We start from the raw sequence: 19,672 nt of genomic DNA on the forward strand, positions 1-19,672 counted from the left end.
GAGACAAATCATGTTCATGAAAATCCTCGCGGCTTCGGCCTTCACCATTGCCGTTGCAACATCCGCCATGGCACAAAGCAATAGCGCAGCCGGCGCGGATGGGCCCGGCGGTAGCGGCAAGTCCGTCACTGTGGACCCAAGCACCCCGGCTTCACCCAGTACGATCGATCCGGGCGCGACCAACAGCACGACCACCACGCCGGGCGACATGAATTCCAATGCGGACAAGAATTGCCCGACCAACCCGCAGGGTGCACAGACGGACGCCAATGGCAACGCCACCGCGCCGACCGTGAACGACAACAACTGCGGAAAGTAGTTTGCCATCGCGATATGAGAACCGCGGACGCAGTTTCCGCGGTTCCCATTATTGGGATTCAGTGTCCGCGACTACCCGCTTGCGGCTCTGGTGCCGCTTCACTGCCCACCCGGCCAAAGACCCTTAATTCAGCGTACGGTTTGCCGGCCCGGGGGCGTGGGAATGAGGCGTATATTTTCATCAGCCGTTTGAGCAGGCGCCCGTAGGTGAGGTGCCGAACCCGGCCATTGGCAAGATCGAACTCCACCATCCCCCACCGCCTTACGGGACCCTTTCCGGTTGGCGGACCCAGTCGCCTGACCTGGAAGGCCAGCCTGACCTTGCGGCCGGCGACATCCAGATAGATACCGGGTTTAGCGCCCAATACGTGCCACATCCGGGCAACGTGCCCGATCGACATGTCGGACGAAATCGCCATGTGGTCCCGCTCAAGTCGAGCCCAGACGAAATCACCGGCTGGCTGCCGCATCCCCGACACCAGATTCTTGCAATAGCCTGGCGCCACCTCACGCACCAACCGGCGCATCGCGCTCGCCACGCCGTCCACCATATCCCGCCGCGATGCCCAGTCTGCTTCGGTGAACAGCACTTGTCCGAGGATGTCGCCGTCGTCGAAATTGGCCGACATCTTATGCAGTGTCACGCCGCCATGGACCGCATGCTGGCCATCCGCGACAAGACGATGGAGAGGATGCGGCCCCCGGTAGTTGGGCAGCAGCGCCGGATGAAAATTAAGCCCGCCCTTGGGAAAGAGGTCGAGCAGCTGCTGCGGGATCAAGGTCGGGAAAGCGAAGCAGATCAGCACATCCGCGGCGATGTCAGGCAATTGCCGGGCAAGCTCGTTCCAGTCGTAAGGCCGGCGGAATTCGATCAGCTTTACCGGCGTGTTGCCGAGATGGCGCCTGAGCAAAAGCCGGCGCCTCAGCCTGCGCCGAAAATTGCCAATGCTGAAGCCTCTGGATGGGCGTTGAAAACCAGGCACGATGATCGCACCAACACGGTTTCCCGCCTCGATCCATCCGGAAAGCAGCGGCCCGGTATAAGCAGAAACATCCAGGATGAAAATTGCATTGAGTTCCCCGGCGCGGGCCGCGGGTTCGGAAGAAATCATCTTCTCAAGCCCAGCGGGGCGAGACGTAGCCTGCCCGCGCCAGCAATTCGATCACCGTTACAACTCGGCCAGCCAGGCCCGAAAGCCGGCCTGGCCGGTCAGGCTGCCTTGGAAGAAAGCGGTCCCGCCGCAACACTTGAGAGTCTTTCCCGCTTCACCAACACCGGCTTTTCGTAGATCTTCTTCATGCTCATCCCCGATGATCGATCAACCCACACAGTTGGCCAGCAACGCAACGAACTGTCAACCGCCACGGCGGCTAACAGCCCCTATGCGTATGATCCTTGGCAATCGACGGGCGTTTATACCCCACCTGCTGCCAAAACGGCTGGTGAACCTTATGAAACCGCCTTTTCACGAACCGGCAGCTTCCAGCCTGGTCTGACGAAATGGCAGGTGTAGCCGTTGGGATATTTCTCGAGATAGTCCTGGTGCTCGGGTTCGGCCTCCCAGAACGCTCCGGCCGGCGCAAGTTCGGTGACGACCTTGCCGGGCCACAGGCCGGAGGCGTCGACATCGGCGATGGTGTCCTCCGCCACACGCTTCTGCTCCTCATCGGTGTAGTAGATTGCGGAGCGATAGCTCATGCCGACATCGTTTCCCTGGCGATTGCGCGTCGTCGGATCATGTATCTGGAAGAAGAATTCCAGAAGCTGGCGAAAGCTGATTTTCGCCGGGTCGAAGGTGATCTCGATGGCTTCGGCATGCGTGCCATGATTGCGATAGGTGGCGTTCGGCACGTCGCCGCCACTGTAGCCGACACGCGTGGCAAGGACACCCGGGAAGCGCCGGATCAAATCCTGCATGCCCCAGAAGCAGCCGCCGGCAAGCACTGCACGTTCGCTCGAAGTCGCCATGTCACGTCTCCTCAAAAGGCAATTCCGGGGAAGTGTAGCGGCTCTCCGTCGGGAATTGCGCGGCACAAACTTGGATAGTGCATAAATGGGCATTATTGCCTGGTTCGTCCAGTCAGACGAGCGGCCGTCCGCTTGTATTATAGGGAATGGGATCGCACGTCGCCGCTCACCCTAGCTGCGCGGATGCCGGGTCCGGCTACTGGCGGCAGCCGGCAGATATCGCGTGCCGGGCGGAATGACGGCAAAGCTGATCACCACCGGCGGTGCCTCGCGCGACCAGTTGAAAAGAACGGTCTTGACCGGGATATTGTCCACCCATGCCAGCAGCCTTGACGGCACGTGACGACCCGACCAGACCATCAGCATGCCGTGGTCGCGCAACCGCTGCCTCGTGATCCAGGGTGCAAACCGCATATCGAGATCGGTGAAGATAGACGGCTTGTCATAGGCGTTGAGGCCAGCCAGCATGGCAAGATTGGTGTCGCCACCGACGATGTCGAGCCGGCCCGGCGCCGCCGCGTGCCAGATTGCCTCGGCCTCGTCCGAGATCGGCCGCGCCGGCCAGCAGACGGCGTCCATGCGTCCCCGCACATTGCAGTCCGTCCATCGGATCGCCCCATAGGCGCCCGACATGGCGACGATGCAGATGAAGGCGCAGATCGCCAACCTCCTCATCTCGACGGCACCGAGCCGGTGACCGAGAAAGGCGAGCGCGACGACGCCGACAAGATTGTACATCGGTGCGCCCCAGGCTTCGCCGGTGCCGGTGAACAACGAGACCACCATGATCAGCGCCGCCGGCCCAAGCCCCATCCAGCAGAGATAGACGATCGTGTCGCGCTCGACCGGCACTTGCGGGGCTGGTGAGCGCCGCAACAGCCCTGATAGCGCCAACACCAGGAGAAAGCCGGAAAGGCCGGCCATCTGGACGCCGATATAATAGAGCCGCGCCCGGTGCTCGCTCACCCATGCATCGCGACCGGCGAAATAGGTCAAAGGCAGGAAATCGATGCGGTAGAGTGCGATGGCAAGCGGCGCGGCGGCGGCGAGAAACACAGCCAGGCCAAGCCATGGCCAGGGTGTCGCCAGCCGGCTGCGCGCACGTGGGTCGCACAGCAGCCAGAGGCCGCCGAAGGCAAGCAGCAAGCCGGTGGAAAACTTGGCGTAGAGCCCAACGCCCGACACCAATCCGAGCGCCAGCCACCAGCCCGGCCCGCCGCCGCGGCTGGCGCGCCACAGCAACCAGCAGATCGCCGCCCAGAACGGCATCTGCGCATAGTCGTGATTGAATTGCGGCGTCGGCCAGCCGAAGAAATAGACCGACGGCATCAAAAGCACGGCGGCCAGCGCTTTGTCGCGGCCGAGCGTGTCGCGAGCCAGCAGGTGGACCAGGACGAAAGTGGCCGAGATCGTCAGCTGGGCCAGCAGATATTGCGGCCAGCGGAACGATCCGGTCAGGAGATGACTGATCTCGAGCAGCCAGCCGGGGAGTTGCGGATGCTTGTAGGTCAAAAGCACCCATTCGCGGCCCCACATGAAGCCTTCCACGACATCGCCGGGCGGTGCGGGATCGATAAGTGTTGGCACCAAGGTCCAGCACAGGATCTGCACCAGGCACAAAAGTGCCAGCAAACCCCAAGGGTGCCGAAGCAGCGCGGACCAGACCAATGACGAGTCCAGGCCCACGGCAGGCAGTGCTGCCGGCACCCAACGATCCATGGAGTCGTCAATTCCCGCCATGCCGCGCTTAAATCACATCGCCCGGTTTGCCGAATAGCCCCAAGGTCAAAGCTTACAAAAAAGTATACTTGCGTGCCATTGCAATACCAAGATTGAGCGGGAATCTCGGCGTTCTATTGCCCTCCCCGGGCAAAACAGCCCGCACACCTGATCCCACTTCAGCATCCCGGACATTCGATGCGTCACCAGCATGCCGTCATCCATCACCGCGCGCTCGACTTCTGGCTGGCGCGCGCGGCTGTCCTCGTCATCATCTGCCTGCAGCTTCTGGTCATCAACGATCTTTCGTTCGGCCCTCGCTGGCTGGCGCCGGCGCTGGAGGCCGCCCTGCTGGTGCCCCTATCCGTGGCCACCGCCTGGACGCAGGTCGCCACCCAGAAAGCGGTCGAGGAAGAGCACTGGTATCTCGTCGGCCGTTTTCGCGTCATGATCCGCAGGACGGCCCTGGTAATGACCGGCGTCGTCAGCGTCATGAACTGCGGTTCGCTGGTGCTGCTGGTGCGCGTGTTGCTGGCGGGACATGCCGGCAGCAGCGGCCAGACATTGCTCGTCGACGCGCTCAACATCTGGCTCACCAACATCATCGTCTTCGCCTTGTGGTTCTGGAGCACCGATCGCGGCGGGCCGCCGACCTGCGGACTGGTCAAACGCGCCCATGCCGATTTCCTGTTTCCGCAAATGACCCTGGACGATCGCGAGATCCGCGACTGGCTGCCTGGCTTCGTTGATTATCTCTTCCTCGCCTTCACCAATGCGACGGCGTTTTCACCAACCGACACCTTGCCGCTTTCCCAGCGCGCCAAGCTTTTGATGATGGCGGAGGCGATGATCTCGCTGCTCACGATCGCGCTGGTCGCGGCCCGCGCCGTCAACATCCTGGCCTGAGTACGGTTTTCCGACCTTGCGCCGAAGAGGAGCCGGGCCTCGTATCCGTGAACGATGAGCGGCCCGAAAACGCAAGAAAGCCCGCCCTGGCGTGAGCCAAGGCGGGCTTGTGGTTCGATCGAGCCGTCAGGTGCCGGTCCCAAAGCAGGGCCGGCCGTCAGTCCTCCGGGGCTGGCCCGAACTTCCGCACGATCACCTCGAACAGAATATCCGAGAGGGCGTCCAGTTGGTTGACGGCGACATCAAAATCCCTGGGCAGCACCGACAGCACGATCTTCAGATACTGGTCCGGCTTGTCGGTCCGCACCTCGGCGAGGACACCGGCGCCATGCGCCTGAAAATCAGCCCGCACGGCGGCCAGGAAATCGTCGCCCAATGTTTTCTTGGTCCGCTTCGGCCGGGGCGTCTTGGCGGCTACCGGACTGGCAGCGGGCTTGCGCCTTGCCGCCCTGGCCTTGCGGCGCGCCGGCCCGGTTTCATCAGTCATGGGTCCGCGCCCCGACATTGACATCATCGGCGGCGGCCTTCGGCGGCGCCTGCCTGGCCCGCTTTTTCAAGCGGGCGGATTTCTTCCTGGCCTTTCCGCGCTTCGGCTTCGCGGCCTGTGCGGGCCTCGCCACGGGCCTTGCAGCCTTGAGCCGCGCCATGGCGAGACCTACGAGCTGTGCGCCGATACCGGCCTGCGGAAAGCAGAAGCCACCGGCCGCATCGCGCACCATGCCGATCAGCACGCCGGCGGGAACCTCCTCGACGCGGCCGAGGCGCGCCACAGGGGCGGCGCCCTCGAATTCGCCGATGGCGCTGACGATCTCGCGGCCGTCATCGCCGGTGATGATGCTGGCATAGCGGGGCATGGGATTCTCGCATCTCGCGGAAGCAGCGCTCTACGGCGCCACCGCATCGGCAGGCAGCCCAACCAGGGGCCAGAAACAGAAAACCCGCCTCGACGGCGGGTCGGTGGCGCAAATCAGCACCATGGATAGATTTATAGCATCGCTGCCCTCACCGGTCAACGCCAAATAGGAAAAAATTCATATTTCTCCGGGAGGCATGATCCCGGCGGCTGACGTTTATCCGGCTGTTCATGAACCGGCACCTGTGAAATCATCAGCGCCAGCTCATGGAATGATTCCCGTCGCACGGCCTTGTGGGAGAGGACGATGGACAGACCAGCCATGGCATCCGTCTTCAGGATGCGGCACGCTCCGGCCACGGTTTCCGGTGTGCGCAGCACCGGCCAGGGCCAGGCTGATCCGGTCATCCGGGTGCACTCGCTTGGCGAAGCGATCCGCTTCGTCGCCAACGCTTACCCCAATTACGACATCGGCACCGTCGCCATAGACTGCGGCGACCCTTCGATCCCGCGCCTCGGCAGCCTGGAAGTCAGGGCGCTTTGGCGCGAGTATGGCGAGCGCCTGACGCAGGAGTAGCGCCCGACCGCTCACGATCGGCGCGTTGGTTCCCGCACGCCGGCCGGATCGGAAACGCCGCTGATGCGTTCCACTGCGATCAACGGAGGGAGAAATCCATGAACGTCGCCAACCTGCAACTCGAAGGCCTGCTGATGGCCGTCGCCTCGATCAACCACGTCCTGGTCAAAAAGGGAGTGCTGACGTCGGAGGAGATCGACATCGCGCTTCGCAAGGCCGAGGCGTCGGAAACCGGCGAGGAGCGATCGGACGGCATGTCGGCGTCGAACCGCGACGCCGTCAATTTTCCGATCCGGCTGCTGGAACTCGCCAACCAGTGCCAGCCGGAGGCCGACATGCCGTCTTTCTCGAAGCTGGCCCGCATGGTCGGCCAGATGAAGGAGCCCTACAACGATCAGATGTGAGATCCCTGCCCTGGCGGGCTCTACGCCCTGCCTCCGGCGGACCCTCATGCCCTGCCCCGGGCGGGCTTTATGCCCTGCCCGGCCATCCCACGTTCAGCGCCAGAATTCTTCCCGGTCCATGGACCGCCGCGAACAGCAGTCCGGCCAGGAACGAAAAATGGTCGACGAAGAAGCCGAATTCGGCCTGGTTGCCGGCCCAGTGGCTGGGTCCGTGGAAGGCAAAGGCGAGGAACAGCACATAGGCGGCGGCGACCAGGGCGGCTTGGGCGAAGAAGGCGCCGCTGAGGAAACACAGCACCAGGGCCACCTCCAGGATTGACGCGCACCATGCCAGGAAGAGCGGGAACGGAAAGCCCGCGGCCGCGATATAGCCCGCCGTGGCCTCCATGCCCAGGAACTTGAAGGTCACCGCCATCAGGAAGACGGCGGCGAAGATCAGGCGGGCGACGAGAAGGGCCGCGGTCTGCCACGGCGATTGTGCGATTTGGGGCGACATGGTTGTTCTCCAGCTTCATCAGCCCCAAGGACGCACCGCCATGTGCCGATCCGACATGCCGGGCAAAAATTTTCACCGGTTCCGGTTTGACGCCCGATGCTATGGCAGCGCACCGCTCGAAGGAAGAAGCAAGACCGCTTACCGGCAGGCACAGCTTTAGAAATTCTTAATGATCCTGAAACTTGTCCGTAACCCTGATCGTGATATTGTTAGCCGGGGCTAATGCACAGCTATGTCTGGTGCACGATATGGGTGGGTGGGTTTTGGGCGCAAGCGTCAGGCTGGGGACGAAGTCCTATCTGGTCCGGACTCCGGTTCTGGAGTGCGAAGGCTGCGGCGGCACCGGACAGGTTTTCCAATGCACGCGCTGGACGAGTTCCAGCGGCCTTTGCTGCCCCGCCGGCACGCATCGCCGCGGCTGTCCCGGCGCCAGCGCGCGCTGCGCCCAATGCAGCGACACCGACAGCGCCGACCCGACCTCTTGATCGGCCTAGGCTGAACTGGCGTTGCTCCGCGATGGAACCAGCATCGCCGATCCGTGTTATGTGTGACCGCGACATATAGGCGTCCGCGCGACCATGCGGCTTACAGAAAGTGAGGCCCGACATGCCTGACGACAAATCCAAGACCAAACAGGACCGCAAGCTGGTCTCGAGCGAGGAAACTTACGAGGTCGCGGCCTTCGCGCGCAAATATGGCATTCCGCAGAGCGAGGCCCAGACCATCATCAAGCGCTACGGACCCTCGCGCAAGAAGCTCGACAACCACATGGCCGCCCGCGGATAGAAGTAGCGGCCGCAAGGCGGCAACCAATTCGCCGGCATGGCGTTGAAGAATGCTGCGGGCCGCGTCAACCGGGCTCGGCGGTACGGTGAACAGGATGTCTTTTTCCCGGTTTCTCATCCTGGCCAACGAAATGGCAGACGAGCATCTGTCCCGCCCGGCCCGCGGCATGCCAAACTGACGGAGCCGGCCACGGCTGGAGCAGCCCTATGGCAGGCAAAGCCAGGCTGGCGAAACGGAGGGCGCAACCATGTCCGACACAACACGCAGGACCGGCAGTTGCCTGTGCGGTGGCGTGCATTTCGTCGTCAACGGCCAGCCGTCGCGGGTTGGCCTTTGCCATTGCAAGGATTGCCGCAAGGCGGGTGGTTCGGTCTATTCGGCCTTTGCCATCTGGCCGCGCGATGCGTTCGAGACATCGGGCGAGGTCGCCAGCTACGGCACACGCAGCTTTTGCCCGACCTGCGGCAGCCGCGTCGCCTGGGTCGACGACAACGAGGCCGAGGTGATGCTCGGCAGCCTCGACGTCGCACCGACGGATCTGGCACCGCAATATGAATTGTGGACCGGCCGGCGCGAAACCTGGCTGCATGCCTTACCCGACGCCGAGCAGTTCGAACATGATCGACCGCAAGCACAGGATGTCGATCTGCCGGCGCCCAGGCCCTTGTCGGACGCTGTCGCGCGCGACTGAAAGCATGGTTAAAAATTGATTGTCCGGGCTCGGAACCCTCCCCTGACGCCGACGTTATCCGGCGCTTCCTCGGTGCATGTCGGCCGATGTGCATGATTCATGGAGACGACCGTTGAACGACAAGATGTTTCCCCGACCGATCCGCCTGAAATTCGCTCCCGAGCGGGAGCGCGTGGTGCGCAGCGCCTGGGAGGGGCTGGAATGCCTTGGCGACTGGCCGGCCGGACAAGGCCGTCAATACCGCGCGGCACTGCGCAGCTGCCGCGATGCGCTGGACGGCTGGACGCCGGCGGAAAAGGCGATGCGGGCGATGATCGACGCCGCGCGCGAGGCGCGCATCCTGCAATGAGGACCCAGTAGCAGGAGAAACCAATGGCCGGTTTGATGCTGTCGACACCGCTGCGGGTCAAGCCCCATGGCTCGGAGACGATCCGCGAGGTGGCCACGCTTCAGGACGCCAGTGAAATCCTGATCGACTGGCCACAGGCCAGGCGCGGCCCCTTCTACCAGACCGCGCGCGAAAAGATCGAGTCGGCGCTGGCCAACAATGAGGGCGCGGCACAGGCGCAGGAAGCCTTCACCGCGCTCTGCGATCACGCGGGCCTTCTGGTCAGGTAAGCCAAGGCGCCCTGCAAACGAAAAGCAGGCGAACTCGCCTGCTTTCTTGTGCGGAACCGCTTTCGGTCATTCCACTGGCAGATCGCCGTCCACGATCGGGTGGGTGGCCTCGAAGCCGAAGCTCTTCGGCGCCATCAGCATCAGGACGATGACGATGGCAATAGAGGTAAGCAACGCGGCGGTACTGGCAACATCTCTCACGGCTCCATCCTTTCCAGATCCGGTTTTGTCACAGAAACGTTTCCTGATCCGCGAAGTTCCTCCGCCGTCATGACAATGCTGCTGAACGATCTCTACTGCTTTGGCGGCTGGGGCGGCACCTCGCCCGGCTTGATGACCGGCGTCTTGCCTTCATCGGGCGCCGGCGCGGCCATGCCCTGGTCGCCAGTGGGCGGCGGTTTCAGCACGCCGCCGCAATCGTTGAGCTTTTCGCTCAGGTCGCCGCTGCCGGACTGCTGCTTGCCGCCCTGATCCGTTTGTGCCCGGCATTTGTCGGCCTGCTGGTTCGGCGACTGCTGGGCCGTCTGTGCCGCTGCCGGCAATGCCAGGGCCAGCATCGCGGCGCATGACGCAATGACGAGGGATTTCATCTCGGCCTCCTTCGTTGAAGCCGCCCCACGGCGGCCTTCCGTTCACGGGGACAACGTCCGCCGGCCCAAAAGGTTGGCCCAAGGGATTGGGGGAGAGCTTGCGCGGGATCGGCCCGTTGCGGCCGGCGCTTGCGAAGGCGCCGCAACCAATCCCGTTCTCCAGCCGTTGCCTGTGCCGGAGGCCAGCCATGTTCGAGCATTTCCAGCCTATCGACGTCGACATCGAGGACGCCGGCATCTTCGTGCGCCGCGCCGGTGCCGGACCGGCGGTGCTTTTGCTGCACGGCTTTCCGCAAACCCATCTGATGTGGCGCGATATTGCGCCGCTGCTTGCCGATCGTTTCACCGTCATCTGCGCCGACCTGCGTGGCTATGGGCGCAGCGCCTGCCCGGCCTCGAGCGCCGATCATGCTCCCTATGCCAAGCGGGCCATGGCATCGGAGATGGTGGCGATGATGGCCAGGCTCGGCTTTACCAGCTTCATGGTCGCCGGCCATGATCGCGGCGGGCGCGTCGCCTACCGCATGGCGCTCGACCATCCCGGCCGTATCGAAAAACTCGCCGTGCTCGACATCGTCCCCACGGCCGACGCCTGGGACCGGGCCGACGCGCGGCTGGCCCTCGGCTTCTGGCCGTGGTCCTTGCTGGCACAGCCCGAACCCTTGCCGGAAAAGATCCTGGCGGGCGCCGCCGACGCCATCGTCGACAATGCGTTGGGTGGCTGGGGGTCGTCGCCCGATGTCTTTCCGGCCGGCATCCGCCAGGCCTATGTCGAAGCCTTGCGCGACCCCGCCCACCTCCACGCGATCTGCGAGGAATACCGGGCCGCGGCAACGCTGGACCGCGATCACGACCGGGCGGACAAAGCCGCCGGCCGGCGCATCGCCTGCCCGGTGCTGGCCTTGTGGAGCGGGCAAGGCGCGCTCGCCGAATGGTATGCGGGCGAAGGTGGGCCGTTGGCGCTCTGGCGGAGCTGGGCCGACGACGTGCGCGGCCGCGCAATGTCGGGCGGACATTTCTTCCCGGAGGAAGCGCCCGCGCAAACGGCAGGTGCGCTGATCGATTTCTTCGGCGGGCTCAAGTCGGATGCCGGTTAGCCACCCGCCACCGGGCACCTCGGATCAGCCGGCTGGTTCCTCCGCTATATCCTCGCCCTCGGGCTCGCCGGGCCGGAAAGGATCGGGCATTCGCGGACATTCCTCGAACCGATGGTCGCGGCCGCCGCAGAAGGAGCAGCACATCGCCTCGCGGCCCTCGTTTCCGGGCCGCCATTGCGGTGTTTCGTAAGGTTTCCTGCCGTCCATGCCCAGCAATGCACGACGCCTGATTTGGTTGCGCGGCGCGCCAACGCGCGCCCGGCAAGGCCCGTCGCGGAACCAACGGACACGATAAGGGGTTATGTGCGACAATGCATGCGGCCATTCCCCGGCGAATCCGGACCAGCCGCGTTCGCAATTCTGCCAAACCGAAGAGAAACCATCATGTCCGTTCGCGTTCCGACCCTGTTGATGGCCATGGCCGTCGTGCTCGCGGCGACCGGTCTGGCCGACGCCCGGCCCGACAGCCGCTCCATGGGCTGCGCTCAGATCCGGGCCATGATCCAGAACCACCGCGCCGTGGTGCTGACCACTGGCCCCAACACCTACGATCGCTATGTCAGGCAGTTCGGCAACGAGTGCGACTGGCCTGAAGTGCCGATGTCGGCCTATGTCCCGTCCCGCGACGGGGACTGCCCGGTCTATCGCTGCGAAGAGCCGGTCAACAATTTCCCGAATTGACCGCAAGCTGCCTGGGCGCCATAACGTGCCGGCTTTCCCGCTTCGTCTAATGGTAGGACAGCGCCCTTTGAAGGCGTGAATCGTGGTTCGAGCCCATGAGCGGGAACCAGGCAGCTGCAAGCCAACGAGTAGCCGGAACCAGGTCGGGTAGCTCCCGATCCTCTCCGATCAATGATGCCGTGATCCGGGACAGGAACCGGCCGGTATCCGGGCAGGAGGAAGGTGGCTTCCTCCCTGGACCTCTGTCGCAATTGACGGCCAGGTAACGTTACGTTAACCTTAATTTAGCTTAAGCTAAACTAGGGGGATCTAATGAAGATGGTTTTCATTTGCCTGGCGCTTGTCCTCGCCGGCTCAAATGTCGCTGCGGCACACGAAAAGAAGGCGACCGTCACCGCCTCGAAGGCATGCGCTGGTCTGTCGATCAAGGCGGCGGTGGCAGCAAAATTGGACTGCACAGCAACCGGAACAGCAACATCGACCCCGACCGACGCAGCGAATGCCAAGCCGCGCCTTGGGTACCAAAACCCTTGGACCATGTCCTCGTTTGGCCTTTGATGTTCCCGGAATTCTGGCTGCCCAGAGGCGCGGAGACCGAAGCCGCCGGGCCTTTGATAAGGCGTGAGTGCGCCGTCAGATCTCGGTCCTGGCCTGTTCCCGCACGTCCTGAGCTTCTCGACAATCGGACCAACCGATTGGGGTCGCTTCCGTCAGCATGAAACCTTGCGGCCTGTTGGACGTTCATTGTCGGCCAACAGGAGAGTTTCATGGATCCGGCAACCGCGGCGGTGATGATCATGCTGTCGTGCAACGCATCGCTCTGTCGGCCCATGGAGTCGCGCCCGGTCGCCTATTCATCGATGGCGGAGTGCCAAGCGGCGCTTGAAATCAGATTGGCACCGTGGCCGAAAGGCGAAATGGTCGGCCGGTGCAAGCAGGTCGACCGGATGGCGACCGGCTCGATTGCCCCGGAAGGCTATGCCTCGGTTCAAGTCACGCGTGGAATCGGCGGCGATGCGGTCACCACCAGCTATTTCGTTCCGAGAGCCGACGACTGAATCAGAGGCCGGACGCCGGGGCTACCGGGCAGTTGGTGATTTCGCCCGCGGTCGGCAGGTGTTTGAAGCGAACCTCCTGAAACCATTTCATGGACCCCGCGTTGACGACCGGGGCATCGCCAGACACCGGAGAGAGTCCATGACCGTCAATTGCCGCATATCCATCGACAACAGGCCTGACGCCACCAATGTTACTTTCCAGGCGGTGCCGCGCATTGGCGAGAGCGTGTCCCTGTCGGTCGACGGAAACCCACAGGATCTGCGGGTCTCGCGCGTCGTGCACGTTCCCAACGGTGGACTGGAAGGCGCCGCGATCATTGTCGAAGTGACGACCAGCATCCTCTAGGGATTGGTTCGCGCGGAGATGCCCGAAAGCTTCACGCTACAGTGATCGGCGGCGATGAAACCTCATGCCGCCCAACGCGTTACACGGGCTAAACATGGTCTAGGTTCCAATGCAAACTGCATGGTTCTCCAAGCCCGTCGTCGTTTCGGTAGGCGTTGCCGGAGCCATCCGCAACCTGTCCAACACACAACAGGCGATCGAGCTCCTGACGACACATTGGCGCGATGCCGGGAGCCTGAAACATCAGTCCGCGCTGCGCGCCTGCCGCAGGGCAATGAGCGGCGACTTGCCCCCCGAAACCGCCAGGGAGGCCTTTGTCGAGGCCGCGCGCGAAGCGCATATCCTGGTCGAGCAGGTGCAGCCCGACAGGGAATAGGGGCGGCGTCCACACCGGCGGATCGCCCCTAGATGCCGAAACCCGGCGAAACACCGTCGGCCTCGCTGCCGGCCTGCGCCACTATGATGGAGGCCAGCGGCGCGTTCAGCTGCCATTTGAGATGGCCGGGCGACCGCTCCAGAATGGCGGAGCCACCGAGCGACTGCGGCGCCACACGCTGCAGCACGACAGTGCCGAACCCCTTGCGCGTGGTCTGATCGCGCCGGTCGCCGGGATGCGGTTCGCAGTTTTCCTCCCAGGTCAGCTGGAATTCCCGTTCGCCCGCGGAGCCCGGAGCATGCGCTCCGGAGCCGATGGTCCAGGTAATCTCGACCCGGCCGCCTTCGCTGCCCAGCGCGCCATACTTTGATGAGTTGGTGCCCAGTTCGTGAAAGGCCATGCCGAGGTTCTGCACCGCGTTCGACTGCAGCGTCAGGACCGGGCCGGAGAGCAGGATCTGCTCCTCGAGGCCGAAGGGCTTGAGATGTTCCTGGATAAGGTCGAACAGGCTCGCCCCCGCCCACTCCGAGGTGACGAGCAGATCGTGCGACCGCGACAGTGCCATGATGCGGGCGCGGATCAATTCCTCGAACTCGCCCGGACCATTCGAACGCTTGCTGGTCTCCCTGACCATCGACAGGATGACCGCGAACTGGTTCTTGACCCGATGGTTGACCTCCCGCATCAGCAGCCTGATCCGGCGCTCGCTTTCCTTGGCGGCGGAGATATCGCGGGCGATTTTCGAGGCGCCGATGATTTCGCCATCGCCGTTCTTGATCGGCGAAATCGTCAGTGAGACCGAAATCAGCGCTCCGTCCTTGCGCTTGCGCGTCGTCTCATAGCTCGCCACGCGGTCGCCGCTGCGAATCTTGCTGATGATCTCGGTCTCCTCGCTCTTGAGGTGATCGGGAATGAGCATGAGGACGGATTGGCCGATCGCCTCCTCGGCGGTGTAGCCGAACATGCGTTCCGCCGCCTGGTTCCAGCTTTGGATGACGCTGTTCAGGTCCTTGCTGATGATGGCATCGAAGGAGGAATCGACAATTGCCGCAAGCCGGGCGTCGGCGGTCGCCCCCTGTCTGTCGCTGCCATCGATGTCGTTCATCGCCACCCGCAATTGCATCTTTCCCGATCAGATAAGGCGCAAACGGATCAAGGCAATCGCCGGCGCGAGAATGGAAGGCTTACCGCGGAAGTTTTACTCCGCCTGTTCCGGCGGGGCCTTGCCGTCGCCATTGGGCAGGAGCACGCCGAATTCCTGCGACTTGGCGCCCACCTCGGCCGTCAGGAAGCCATCGGAGGCAAGGCCACGGCGCAGCAATTCGCGTACCGCCGCCGAGCGGCTGGGCATGCGTTTGTCGAAACGCCAGTTTTCCAGTGCGGCCAGTTCATCCTGGGTCAACATGATCTGCAGTCGTTCCGGGCGTTCCAGGTCAGCCATGTGCGCCTCCAAGCGCAAAGATCAGGCGAGTTAGTAACCGTCTCATTCTACTTACAGTTAGGAATTTCGGCATCCTGCGTCAAGCGCGGTCAGTGGGTGAATGCAGCGTCGTACCAATGATGATCATCCAACGCAGGTTGCCCATTCGTGTAACTATGCTAACTAGCTGATTTTGTTTACACTTTTTCCACTTTTAACTTGCCATGCGCCGCCATGGGGCGCATCCTGCCAGCTTGAGGAAACCAACTCGCTTTGGGAGGTTTCAATGCGATACGATTATTCCACGCGACTGCGTGAAGACGTCTATGCGAGCGTCCGCGCAGCGTTCAAGACCGCGGGCATCATCAACGTGTCGGTGGTGGCGGAAAGGATCAGGATCAGGAACCTGGCCGAGAACGTCGCCCTCGAGGACATTGAACATCTGGTCCTGCAGGCTGCCCAACTGGTTGGTGCTGCGATCGAATTCGACGCTTTGGGCAACGGATTGGCCCCGCCTGGAACCGGACTCGTCGAGAACCGTGATGAGAGCTCGATGATCCCTCTCGGTCTGCATCGATCAGGCTCGATGCAATAGCCAAAAGCGCCAAGGTGCGACGGCTCCATGCGGCATGGAACCAGTCCGGCCTTCGGAGATTACCGCATCGTCCAGCAGAGGAGGACGTCGTGAAGGTCCTGCGCAGTCTGCTTGCCGAACTGTCGTCGAGCTGGCTCCAGCGCCGCAAGGTGCAGAAATCACTCGCTGGAAATCCAGTCAAACCCGTTTCCCGCGTCCCCCGCCAGGCCGCGAGGATCCGGCCGGCGCACAAGTCAAGGCCGCCCTCCTCCCGCGATGTCGCTTCCAATATGTGAACGACCGAGATCGACCCAGTCTCGGAGATCAACCGGCATCCACGGCTAGGTCGAGGCCGCCGAGGCCTTTTGGGAGGTGGCGCGCTGTCGCCGCATCCGGCGTTTGGCGACGAGCTTGAGGGCAATTGGCGGCTCGTTCGACAGAGCGCCGACCACTGCGTCCACCATGCCATGCGCCACGAAATCCGCGTTGATGTCACGGGCGAGCTTCGCGGCCGCTTCCTTGTCCTCATTGGGGCCCTGCGACCAGAACACGATTCCCACCCTCAACGCCGCTTTCGCCCGCTTCAGCCGGCGAACCAGAAACCGGGCATGCTTGACGGAATCCCGGTTCAGAAAGCCGACTACCACGGTATCGATGCCTTCGAGTTCGAGACGGCGGATGTTGGCGGGTTCCATATCGGCAAAGCCGGCCTTCGACACCGTCGTCCCCTGGACTTCCAGCACCTGTGCCAGCATCGCGGCGGCGGCATCGTCCAGTTCACCGCGCCCGCCTGTGCAAAGCACCGACAGATCCGTGCCGTCGGGCAGTTCGGTCTCGTCTTCGCGGGAAGGATCCTTGTCATCCGGCTCCTCTTCGGCCGGCGGGCCGTCCTCTTCCTCTGCTTCCTCATGCGCGCTGTCGTCGAGGTTTGCCACCATCACCAGGGCGCTCTCGGCCACCTGACGCCTTTGCTGGTCGCCCATGACACCGCGCGCACGGTCCTGCTCGCCCAGCAGCAGGGCGGGAATGGCCACCTTGTCGTAGAACTCGACCAGATATTTCTCTTCCAGCATCTCCTCGGCGTGGTCCGTGGCTTCGTCAGGGTCACCGGCCAGCAGACGCTGGTAGAGGCGTGCGTGGGGTTCGAGCACGGGCTCGTTGCCAAACAGGACATCGAGGAACTCAAACTGCGGCACGTGCCTGCCCAGCACCACCAGGCACACGGTGAGCGGTGTTGACAAAACCAGCCCGAGCGGGCCCCAGAGCCACGTCCAGAAGATGGCCGCAACGATGATGGCCAGCGATGACAGCCCGGTTCGCGAGCCATAAAGCCAAGGTTCCACGACATTGCCGGTGATCAGTTCCATCACCACGAACAGGGCGGCTGTCCACAGCACGAGCGACCAGCCTGGCGCCACGGCCAGCGCCAAGAACAGCGGCAGCAGCATGCCGATCGCCGGGCCGATATAGGGAACGAAACGCAGGCCAAGTGCCAGCAACCCCCACAGCAAGGCATTCGGAATGCCCAGGACCCACAGGCCGGCCGCGATTGGTACGGCATACACGATGTTGACGACCAATTGCATCAGCAGGTACCGGCCAACACGCTTGCCGGCATCCTGAAGCGCCTCGGTGGTACGGTGAAGGTCGCCATACCCGACAAGGCGAATGAAGCGGTCGCGCAAATCCTCCCGCTCCAGCAGCATGAAGATGACGACGACGATGATCAGCCCGGCCGATCCGAGCGGGCTGATCAGCGGCCCGACTATGTTCTGCAGAACCTCCAAAGGCCTTTCGCGCGAGACGATCTCGACCGGCACCGGTTCACGCGGCGGCTTTTCCGGGGTGGCGGCCGGCGGCGACGTCTCCTGCCTGTCGATCTCCTGGCCGACACGTTCGACCACCTTGCTCAACCTGGCAATGATCCCTCCCCCAACGCCAGTCTCCTTGAGCGATCGGACCTTGGTCAGGATGTTGGCCTGGTAGACCGGGATGTTTTGCGCCAGTTCGCTGACCTGCGTGGCGACGATGAAGCTGAACAGGGCAAGTGCGGCGAAAGCCCCCAATACGCTGACGATGACGGCGGCAATCCGGGGAACACCGGCCCGTTTGAGCGCGGACACAAGGGGGGCGAGCGCGAAAGTCAGCAACAGCGCGATCGCTATCGGCAGGAAAACCTCACGCCCGAAATACAGCGCCGCCACCGTGGTGACGATGGTGGCTACATTGGGCAACGACGTTCGGGGGTGCGGGGCGGCGGGCGAAAGAATATCCTCCAAGCCACGCGCGGGCGACGCCATTCCGTTTCGACGATTGGCCGCCATTCCGTGCCTCCCCTGCCAGCCCCATGATCGGGGATATAGAGCCGGCCAGCAACATTAGCCAGAGGTGGAAAGACACGCCGTCCAAAGGGCGGTTTATCCGATGCGGCGGCCGCTGACTCGGATCAGCGCGCGCCGTGCCGCGCCAGCGCATGCTCGATCAAGATATCGATGACCTCGCTGTAGCCGATGCCGATCGCGGCCAGCGCCTTGGCGTACATCGAGATGTCGGTGAAACCGGGCAGCGTGTTGACCTCGTTGACCAGCAGGGAGCCGTCGGCGCGCAGGAAGAAGTCGACGCGCGCCATCGCCTCGCAGCCAAGCGCCTTGAAGGCTTGCCCAGCCATTTCCCTCGCCCGGTCGATCACCGCTGCCGGCACATCGGCGGGCACTTTGACCACCGCGCCGTCGGCGTCGAGATATTTGGCCTCATAGGTATAGAAGCCGTGCTTGCCGGCCGGGATGATCTCGCCGGGCAGCGACACCGTGAGCGAGCCGTCGGCCCGTTGCAGCACCGAGCACTCGATCTCGCGGCCTTCGACGAACTCCTCGATCAACGCCTTGCCGTCATAGCGGAAAGCCGTTTCGAGGGCTTGATCGAAACCATCCCTGTCGTTCACCTTGCTCACTCCGAACGACGAGCCCTGGCGCGCCGGCTTGGCGAAGAATGGCAGCCCCAGCGCCCCGGCGATCTCCTGGAAGGAACCGACGTCGTTACGATGGACAGTGACCGAGCGGGCGACGGCAAGCCCGGCCCCGTGCATGAGCCGCTTGGCGACATCCTTGTCCATCGCCGCGGCCGAGGCGAGGATGCCGCAGCCGACATAGGCGACGTCGGCAACCTCTGCATAGCCCTGCACCGAGCCGTCCTCCCCGAAAGGACCGTGCAGCACGGGGAAGACGACATCGACCGGCGCCAGGTCAGTCCGCGTTCCCATAGGCGACGCGGAGATCAGCCGGCCCTTGCCGCCGGGCAGCAGGGCTATCTCCACGCCATCCTGCGACACTGGAGCTCCCGCCCGTTCGCCGATGGCCTCGGACGCCGGCTGCAGCAGCCATCTGCCCTCCCTGGAAATGGCGATCGGCACCACCTCGTAGCGCGTCCGGTCGATGGCCCTCAGCATATTGGCGGCCGAAAGCCGCGACACGTCATGCTCGGCCGAGCGCCCGCCATAGAGGATCGCAACCCTGATCTTTCCGGTCATCGAAATCCCTCAACTGTCAAAATCAAATGGCGACGGCAATGCCGCGATTGGCAAAGAAGCGGTCGAAAGCGGCTGGCGCCAACACTGCGTTGACCTGTGTGGCACTGGTATGGCCGGATGGGTTGTGAAAGCGGAACCCTTCATCCGAGGCGGCGGTGACCAGAACCAAATGTCCGCCCTTCGATGGCGGCTCGCGCTCGGGCCAGCGGATCGAACTGCTGACCGAAGCGATGAAGAACCGCGACCGGCCGAGGATCAACGGAATGTCCGCCGTCGCGACACCGGTCATCACCTCGGCATCGAGGCCGAATTCCGCCTTCACGAAGGTGACGAAGGGCGCATAGATCAGCCCCTTGATCGAGCCTTCATTGACGACATAGCCGCCATACGGAGTGCATCGCCTGGCCAGTTCGATCGTCGGCACGATCTCGCCGCGCGTCGCCAGGATCATCTTGAGACACGCCATGCCGCAGACATTGGCGGCCCAGGCCGTGTATTCATCGAGCGTGGCAGCGCCTGATCCCTGCCATAGCGGATCCCGCCGCAACGCGGCTTCGGCGCCGTCGGCGAGCACCGCCAGCGTCATGTCAGGCGTCTCCCACTGACTGAAAAACGGCACGGTTTCAGGCAATGGACTCATGCGAACTCCCCGGGTCTTCAACTCGTA

At 63.4% G+C, this 19,672-nt stretch carries 29 protein-coding genes and 1 tRNA gene; 16 read left to right on the forward strand and 14 right to left on the reverse strand.

Annotated elements, in window-relative coordinates; all coding sequences use genetic code 11:
- Nucleotides 1–10 precede the first annotated feature (10 nt).
- Complete coding sequence (locus tag LB516_RS14390) at nt 11–319, forward strand: hypothetical protein (protein ID WP_140718388.1); 309 nt, start codon at nt 11–13, stop codon at nt 317–319.
- A gap of 58 nt (nt 320–377) precedes the next feature.
- Here LB516_RS14390 and LB516_RS14395 read toward each other — a convergent pair whose 3' ends face one another.
- From LB516_RS14395 to LB516_RS14410, 3 genes are all read right to left on the reverse strand, one after another.
- On the reverse strand, nt 378–1,430 hold the full coding sequence (locus LB516_RS14395) for a formyltransferase family protein (protein ID WP_140876257.1): 1,053 nt from the start codon (nt 1,428–1,430) through the stop codon (nt 378–380).
- Nucleotides 1,431–1,768: 338 nt separating this feature from the next.
- Entirely contained in the window at nt 1,769–2,287 is a 519-nt protein-coding gene (gene msrA / locus LB516_RS14405; RefSeq protein WP_140620653.1) for a peptide-methionine (S)-S-oxide reductase MsrA, read from the reverse strand.
- A 171-nt stretch (nt 2,288–2,458) separates the two neighbouring features.
- Nucleotides 2,459–4,006 (reverse strand): glycosyltransferase family 39 protein, encoded by a 1,548-nt coding sequence (locus LB516_RS14410; RefSeq protein ID WP_224719799.1) that lies wholly within the window; start codon nt 4,004–4,006, stop codon nt 2,459–2,461.
- 198 nt (nt 4,007–4,204) lie between these two features.
- Between LB516_RS14410 and LB516_RS14415 the strand changes: the two genes are divergently transcribed.
- Nucleotides 4,205–4,912 carry a hypothetical protein gene (locus LB516_RS14415; protein ID WP_224622488.1) on the forward strand — a complete coding sequence of 236 codons (708 nt, stop codon included), beginning with the start codon at nt 4,205–4,207 and terminating at the stop codon, nt 4,910–4,912.
- 157 nt (nt 4,913–5,069) lie between these two features.
- On the opposite strand, the gene LB516_RS14420 is transcribed toward LB516_RS14415, so the two are convergent.
- The 3 genes from LB516_RS14420 to LB516_RS14430 form a co-directional block, all read right to left on the reverse strand.
- Complete coding sequence (locus LB516_RS14420; RefSeq protein WP_224719800.1) at nt 5,070–5,399, reverse strand: hypothetical protein; 330 nt, start codon at nt 5,397–5,399, stop codon at nt 5,070–5,072.
- Nucleotides 5,392–5,766 carry a hypothetical protein gene (locus tag LB516_RS14425; RefSeq protein WP_224719801.1) on the reverse strand — a complete coding sequence of 125 codons (375 nt, stop codon included), beginning with the start codon at nt 5,764–5,766 and terminating at the stop codon, nt 5,392–5,394. Before LB516_RS14425 ends, LB516_RS14420 begins: the two co-directional genes overlap by 8 nt.
- Before the next feature lie 155 nt (nt 5,767–5,921).
- Complete coding sequence (locus tag LB516_RS14430; protein ID WP_224719802.1) at nt 5,922–6,089, reverse strand: hypothetical protein; 168 nt, start codon at nt 6,087–6,089, stop codon at nt 5,922–5,924.
- Between LB516_RS14430 and LB516_RS14435 the strand changes: the two genes are divergently transcribed.
- Together LB516_RS14435 and LB516_RS14440 are read left to right on the forward strand one after the other, a co-directional pair.
- Nucleotides 6,088–6,342 carry a hypothetical protein gene (locus tag LB516_RS14435; protein WP_224531690.1) on the forward strand — a complete coding sequence of 85 codons (255 nt, stop codon included), beginning with the start codon at nt 6,088–6,090 and terminating at the stop codon, nt 6,340–6,342. The genes LB516_RS14430 and LB516_RS14435 overlap by 2 nt on opposite strands.
- A gap of 98 nt (nt 6,343–6,440) precedes the next feature.
- Nucleotides 6,441–6,746, forward strand: a complete 306-nt coding sequence (locus tag LB516_RS14440) for a hypothetical protein (protein WP_015317041.1) — start codon at nt 6,441–6,443, stop codon at nt 6,744–6,746.
- Nucleotides 6,747–6,813: 67 nt separating this feature from the next.
- Here LB516_RS14440 and LB516_RS14445 read toward each other — a convergent pair whose 3' ends face one another.
- Nucleotides 6,814–7,242 (reverse strand): DoxX family protein, encoded by a 429-nt coding sequence (locus LB516_RS14445; RefSeq protein WP_224719803.1) that lies wholly within the window; start codon nt 7,240–7,242, stop codon nt 6,814–6,816.
- A gap of 606 nt (nt 7,243–7,848) precedes the next feature.
- Here LB516_RS14445 and LB516_RS14450 point away from each other — a divergent pair.
- The 4 genes from LB516_RS14450 (at nt 7,849) to LB516_RS14465 (ending at nt 9,337) form a co-directional block, all read left to right on the forward strand.
- On the forward strand, nt 7,849–8,028 hold the full coding sequence (locus LB516_RS14450) for a DUF3606 domain-containing protein (RefSeq protein ID WP_015317039.1): 180 nt from the start codon (nt 7,849–7,851) through the stop codon (nt 8,026–8,028).
- A gap of 247 nt (nt 8,029–8,275) precedes the next feature.
- A complete protein-coding gene (locus tag LB516_RS14455) occupies nt 8,276–8,719 on the forward strand; it encodes a GFA family protein (RefSeq protein ID WP_140791368.1) in 444 nt (147 codons plus the stop codon).
- Nucleotides 8,720–8,831: 112 nt separating this feature from the next.
- Entirely contained in the window at nt 8,832–9,068 is a 237-nt protein-coding gene (locus LB516_RS14460) for a DUF982 domain-containing protein (protein WP_015317037.1), read from the forward strand.
- Between the two features lie 23 nt (nt 9,069–9,091).
- Nucleotides 9,092–9,337: a DUF982 domain-containing protein gene (locus tag LB516_RS14465; RefSeq protein ID WP_140716210.1), complete on the forward strand. Its 246-nt coding sequence runs from the start codon at nt 9,092–9,094 to the stop codon at nt 9,335–9,337.
- A 66-nt stretch (nt 9,338–9,403) separates the two neighbouring features.
- Here the strand turns inward: LB516_RS14465 and LB516_RS28875 are convergent, their stop codons facing one another.
- Together LB516_RS28875 and LB516_RS14470 are read right to left on the reverse strand one after the other, a co-directional pair.
- Nucleotides 9,404–9,538 (reverse strand): hypothetical protein, encoded by a 135-nt coding sequence (locus tag LB516_RS28875; RefSeq protein ID WP_263492567.1) that lies wholly within the window; start codon nt 9,536–9,538, stop codon nt 9,404–9,406.
- Between the two features lie 92 nt (nt 9,539–9,630).
- Nucleotides 9,631–9,927: a hypothetical protein gene (locus LB516_RS14470; RefSeq protein WP_140716212.1), complete on the reverse strand. Its 297-nt coding sequence runs from the start codon at nt 9,925–9,927 to the stop codon at nt 9,631–9,633.
- 188 nt (nt 9,928–10,115) lie between these two features.
- Between LB516_RS14470 and LB516_RS14475 the strand changes: the two genes are divergently transcribed.
- The 7 genes from LB516_RS14475 to LB516_RS14505 all read left to right on the forward strand — a co-directional run bounded on the left by LB516_RS14475 (nt 10,116) and on the right by LB516_RS14505 (nt 13,485).
- Entirely contained in the window at nt 10,116–11,024 is a 909-nt protein-coding gene (locus LB516_RS14475; RefSeq protein ID WP_224719804.1) for an alpha/beta fold hydrolase, read from the forward strand.
- Between the two features lie 384 nt (nt 11,025–11,408).
- On the forward strand, nt 11,409–11,705 hold the full coding sequence (locus LB516_RS14480; protein WP_181166456.1) for a hypothetical protein: 297 nt from the start codon (nt 11,409–11,411) through the stop codon (nt 11,703–11,705).
- 35 nt (nt 11,706–11,740) lie between these two features.
- Nucleotides 11,741–11,814: transfer RNA gene (locus tag LB516_RS14485), tRNA-Gln, on the forward strand.
- Between the two features lie 203 nt (nt 11,815–12,017).
- Entirely contained in the window at nt 12,018–12,263 is a 246-nt protein-coding gene (locus LB516_RS14490; RefSeq protein ID WP_140716216.1) for a hypothetical protein, read from the forward strand.
- A gap of 209 nt (nt 12,264–12,472) precedes the next feature.
- Entirely contained in the window at nt 12,473–12,763 is a 291-nt protein-coding gene (locus LB516_RS14495; RefSeq protein ID WP_224719805.1) for a hypothetical protein, read from the forward strand.
- A 139-nt stretch (nt 12,764–12,902) separates the two neighbouring features.
- Nucleotides 12,903–13,109, forward strand: coding sequence for a hypothetical protein (locus LB516_RS14500; RefSeq protein ID WP_015317029.1), 207 nt, complete (start codon nt 12,903–12,905; stop codon nt 13,107–13,109).
- 109 nt (nt 13,110–13,218) lie between these two features.
- Entirely contained in the window at nt 13,219–13,485 is a 267-nt protein-coding gene (locus tag LB516_RS14505; RefSeq protein ID WP_224642158.1) for a DUF982 domain-containing protein, read from the forward strand.
- Nucleotides 13,486–13,513: 28 nt separating this feature from the next.
- On the opposite strand, the gene LB516_RS14510 is transcribed toward LB516_RS14505, so the two are convergent.
- Together LB516_RS14510 and LB516_RS14515 are read right to left on the reverse strand one after the other, a co-directional pair.
- A complete protein-coding gene (locus tag LB516_RS14510) occupies nt 13,514–14,590 on the reverse strand; it encodes a sensor histidine kinase (RefSeq protein ID WP_140716222.1) in 1,077 nt (358 codons plus the stop codon).
- A 93-nt stretch (nt 14,591–14,683) separates the two neighbouring features.
- The gene (locus tag LB516_RS14515; RefSeq protein ID WP_015317026.1) at nt 14,684–14,926 is read right to left on the reverse strand and encodes a hypothetical protein; all 243 of its coding nucleotides are present in this window, start codon (nt 14,924–14,926) and stop codon (nt 14,684–14,686) included.
- A 265-nt stretch (nt 14,927–15,191) separates the two neighbouring features.
- Between LB516_RS14515 and LB516_RS14520 the strand changes: the two genes are divergently transcribed.
- Nucleotides 15,192–15,500: a hypothetical protein gene (locus tag LB516_RS14520; protein ID WP_140665772.1), complete on the forward strand. Its 309-nt coding sequence runs from the start codon at nt 15,192–15,194 to the stop codon at nt 15,498–15,500.
- 320 nt (nt 15,501–15,820) lie between these two features.
- On the opposite strand, the gene LB516_RS14525 is transcribed toward LB516_RS14520, so the two are convergent.
- The 3 genes from LB516_RS14525 to LB516_RS14535 form a co-directional block, all read right to left on the reverse strand.
- Entirely contained in the window at nt 15,821–17,803 is a 1,983-nt protein-coding gene (locus tag LB516_RS14525) for an AI-2E family transporter (protein WP_224719806.1), read from the reverse strand.
- Nucleotides 17,804–17,925: 122 nt separating this feature from the next.
- Entirely contained in the window at nt 17,926–19,005 is a 1,080-nt protein-coding gene (locus LB516_RS14530) for a D-alanine--D-alanine ligase family protein (protein WP_224719807.1), read from the reverse strand.
- A 22-nt stretch (nt 19,006–19,027) separates the two neighbouring features.
- On the reverse strand, nt 19,028–19,645 hold the full coding sequence (locus LB516_RS14535; RefSeq protein WP_224719808.1) for a C39 family peptidase: 618 nt from the start codon (nt 19,643–19,645) through the stop codon (nt 19,028–19,030).
- Nucleotides 19,646–19,672: the final 27 nt, after the last annotated feature.

This window comes from Mesorhizobium sp. CO1-1-7 (genome assembly GCF_020164885.1).
In the GTDB taxonomy this organism is placed as follows: Bacteria; Pseudomonadota; Alphaproteobacteria; order Rhizobiales; family Rhizobiaceae; genus Mesorhizobium; species Mesorhizobium australicum.

What these genes read in the sequence shown, in the direction of transcription:
- LB516_RS14470 (WP_140716212.1), bottom strand. Translation starts at nt 9,927, where the DNA reads ATGAAATCCCTCGTCATTGCGTCATGCGCCGCGATGCTGGCCCTGGCA.
- LB516_RS14505 (WP_224642158.1), top strand. Translation starts at nt 13,219, where the DNA reads ATGCAAACTGCATGGTTCTCCAAGCCCGTCGTCGTTTCGGTAGGCGTT.
- LB516_RS14495 (WP_224719805.1), top strand. Translation starts at nt 12,473, where the DNA reads ATGGATCCGGCAACCGCGGCGGTGATGATCATGCTGTCGTGCAACGCA.
- LB516_RS14435 (WP_224531690.1), top strand. Translation starts at nt 6,088, where the DNA reads ATGGCATCCGTCTTCAGGATGCGGCACGCTCCGGCCACGGTTTCCGGT.
- LB516_RS14410 (WP_224719799.1), bottom strand. Translation starts at nt 4,006, where the DNA reads ATGGATCGTTGGGTGCCGGCAGCACTGCCTGCCGTGGGCCTGGACTCG.
- LB516_RS14430 (WP_224719802.1), bottom strand. Translation starts at nt 6,089, where the DNA reads ATGGCTGGTCTGTCCATCGTCCTCTCCCACAAGGCCGTGCGACGGGAA.
- LB516_RS14395 (WP_140876257.1), bottom strand. Translation starts at nt 1,430, where the DNA reads ATGATTTCTTCCGAACCCGCGGCCCGCGCCGGGGAACTCAATGCAATT.
- LB516_RS14500 (WP_015317029.1), top strand. Translation starts at nt 12,903, where the DNA reads ATGACCGTCAATTGCCGCATATCCATCGACAACAGGCCTGACGCCACC.
- LB516_RS14480 (WP_181166456.1), top strand. Translation starts at nt 11,409, where the DNA reads ATGTCCGTTCGCGTTCCGACCCTGTTGATGGCCATGGCCGTCGTGCTC.
- LB516_RS14445 (WP_224719803.1), bottom strand. Translation starts at nt 7,242, where the DNA reads ATGTCGCCCCAAATCGCACAATCGCCGTGGCAGACCGCGGCCCTTCTC.
- LB516_RS14455 (WP_140791368.1), top strand. Translation starts at nt 8,276, where the DNA reads ATGTCCGACACAACACGCAGGACCGGCAGTTGCCTGTGCGGTGGCGTG.
- LB516_RS14530 (WP_224719807.1), bottom strand. Translation starts at nt 19,005, where the DNA reads ATGACCGGAAAGATCAGGGTTGCGATCCTCTATGGCGGGCGCTCGGCC.
- LB516_RS14440 (WP_015317041.1), top strand. Translation starts at nt 6,441, where the DNA reads ATGAACGTCGCCAACCTGCAACTCGAAGGCCTGCTGATGGCCGTCGCC.
- msrA (WP_140620653.1), bottom strand. Translation starts at nt 2,287, where the DNA reads ATGGCGACTTCGAGCGAACGTGCAGTGCTTGCCGGCGGCTGCTTCTGG.
- LB516_RS14465 (WP_140716210.1), top strand. Translation starts at nt 9,092, where the DNA reads ATGGCCGGTTTGATGCTGTCGACACCGCTGCGGGTCAAGCCCCATGGC.
- LB516_RS14520 (WP_140665772.1), top strand. Translation starts at nt 15,192, where the DNA reads ATGCGATACGATTATTCCACGCGACTGCGTGAAGACGTCTATGCGAGC.
- LB516_RS14510 (WP_140716222.1), bottom strand. Translation starts at nt 14,590, where the DNA reads ATGAACGACATCGATGGCAGCGACAGACAGGGGGCGACCGCCGACGCC.
- LB516_RS14525 (WP_224719806.1), bottom strand. Translation starts at nt 17,803, where the DNA reads ATGGCGGCCAATCGTCGAAACGGAATGGCGTCGCCCGCGCGTGGCTTG.
- LB516_RS14515 (WP_015317026.1), bottom strand. Translation starts at nt 14,926, where the DNA reads ATGGCTGACCTGGAACGCCCGGAACGACTGCAGATCATGTTGACCCAG.
- LB516_RS14450 (WP_015317039.1), top strand. Translation starts at nt 7,849, where the DNA reads ATGCCTGACGACAAATCCAAGACCAAACAGGACCGCAAGCTGGTCTCG.
- LB516_RS14475 (WP_224719804.1), top strand. Translation starts at nt 10,116, where the DNA reads ATGTTCGAGCATTTCCAGCCTATCGACGTCGACATCGAGGACGCCGGC.
- LB516_RS14535 (WP_224719808.1), bottom strand. Translation starts at nt 19,645, where the DNA reads ATGAGTCCATTGCCTGAAACCGTGCCGTTTTTCAGTCAGTGGGAGACG.
- LB516_RS14420 (WP_224719800.1), bottom strand. Translation starts at nt 5,399, where the DNA reads ATGACTGATGAAACCGGGCCGGCGCGCCGCAAGGCCAGGGCGGCAAGG.
- LB516_RS14415 (WP_224622488.1), top strand. Translation starts at nt 4,205, where the DNA reads ATGCGTCACCAGCATGCCGTCATCCATCACCGCGCGCTCGACTTCTGG.
- LB516_RS14490 (WP_140716216.1), top strand. Translation starts at nt 12,018, where the DNA reads ATGAAGATGGTTTTCATTTGCCTGGCGCTTGTCCTCGCCGGCTCAAAT.
- LB516_RS14425 (WP_224719801.1), bottom strand. Translation starts at nt 5,766, where the DNA reads ATGCCCCGCTATGCCAGCATCATCACCGGCGATGACGGCCGCGAGATC.
- LB516_RS14390 (WP_140718388.1), top strand. Translation starts at nt 11, where the DNA reads ATGTTCATGAAAATCCTCGCGGCTTCGGCCTTCACCATTGCCGTTGCA.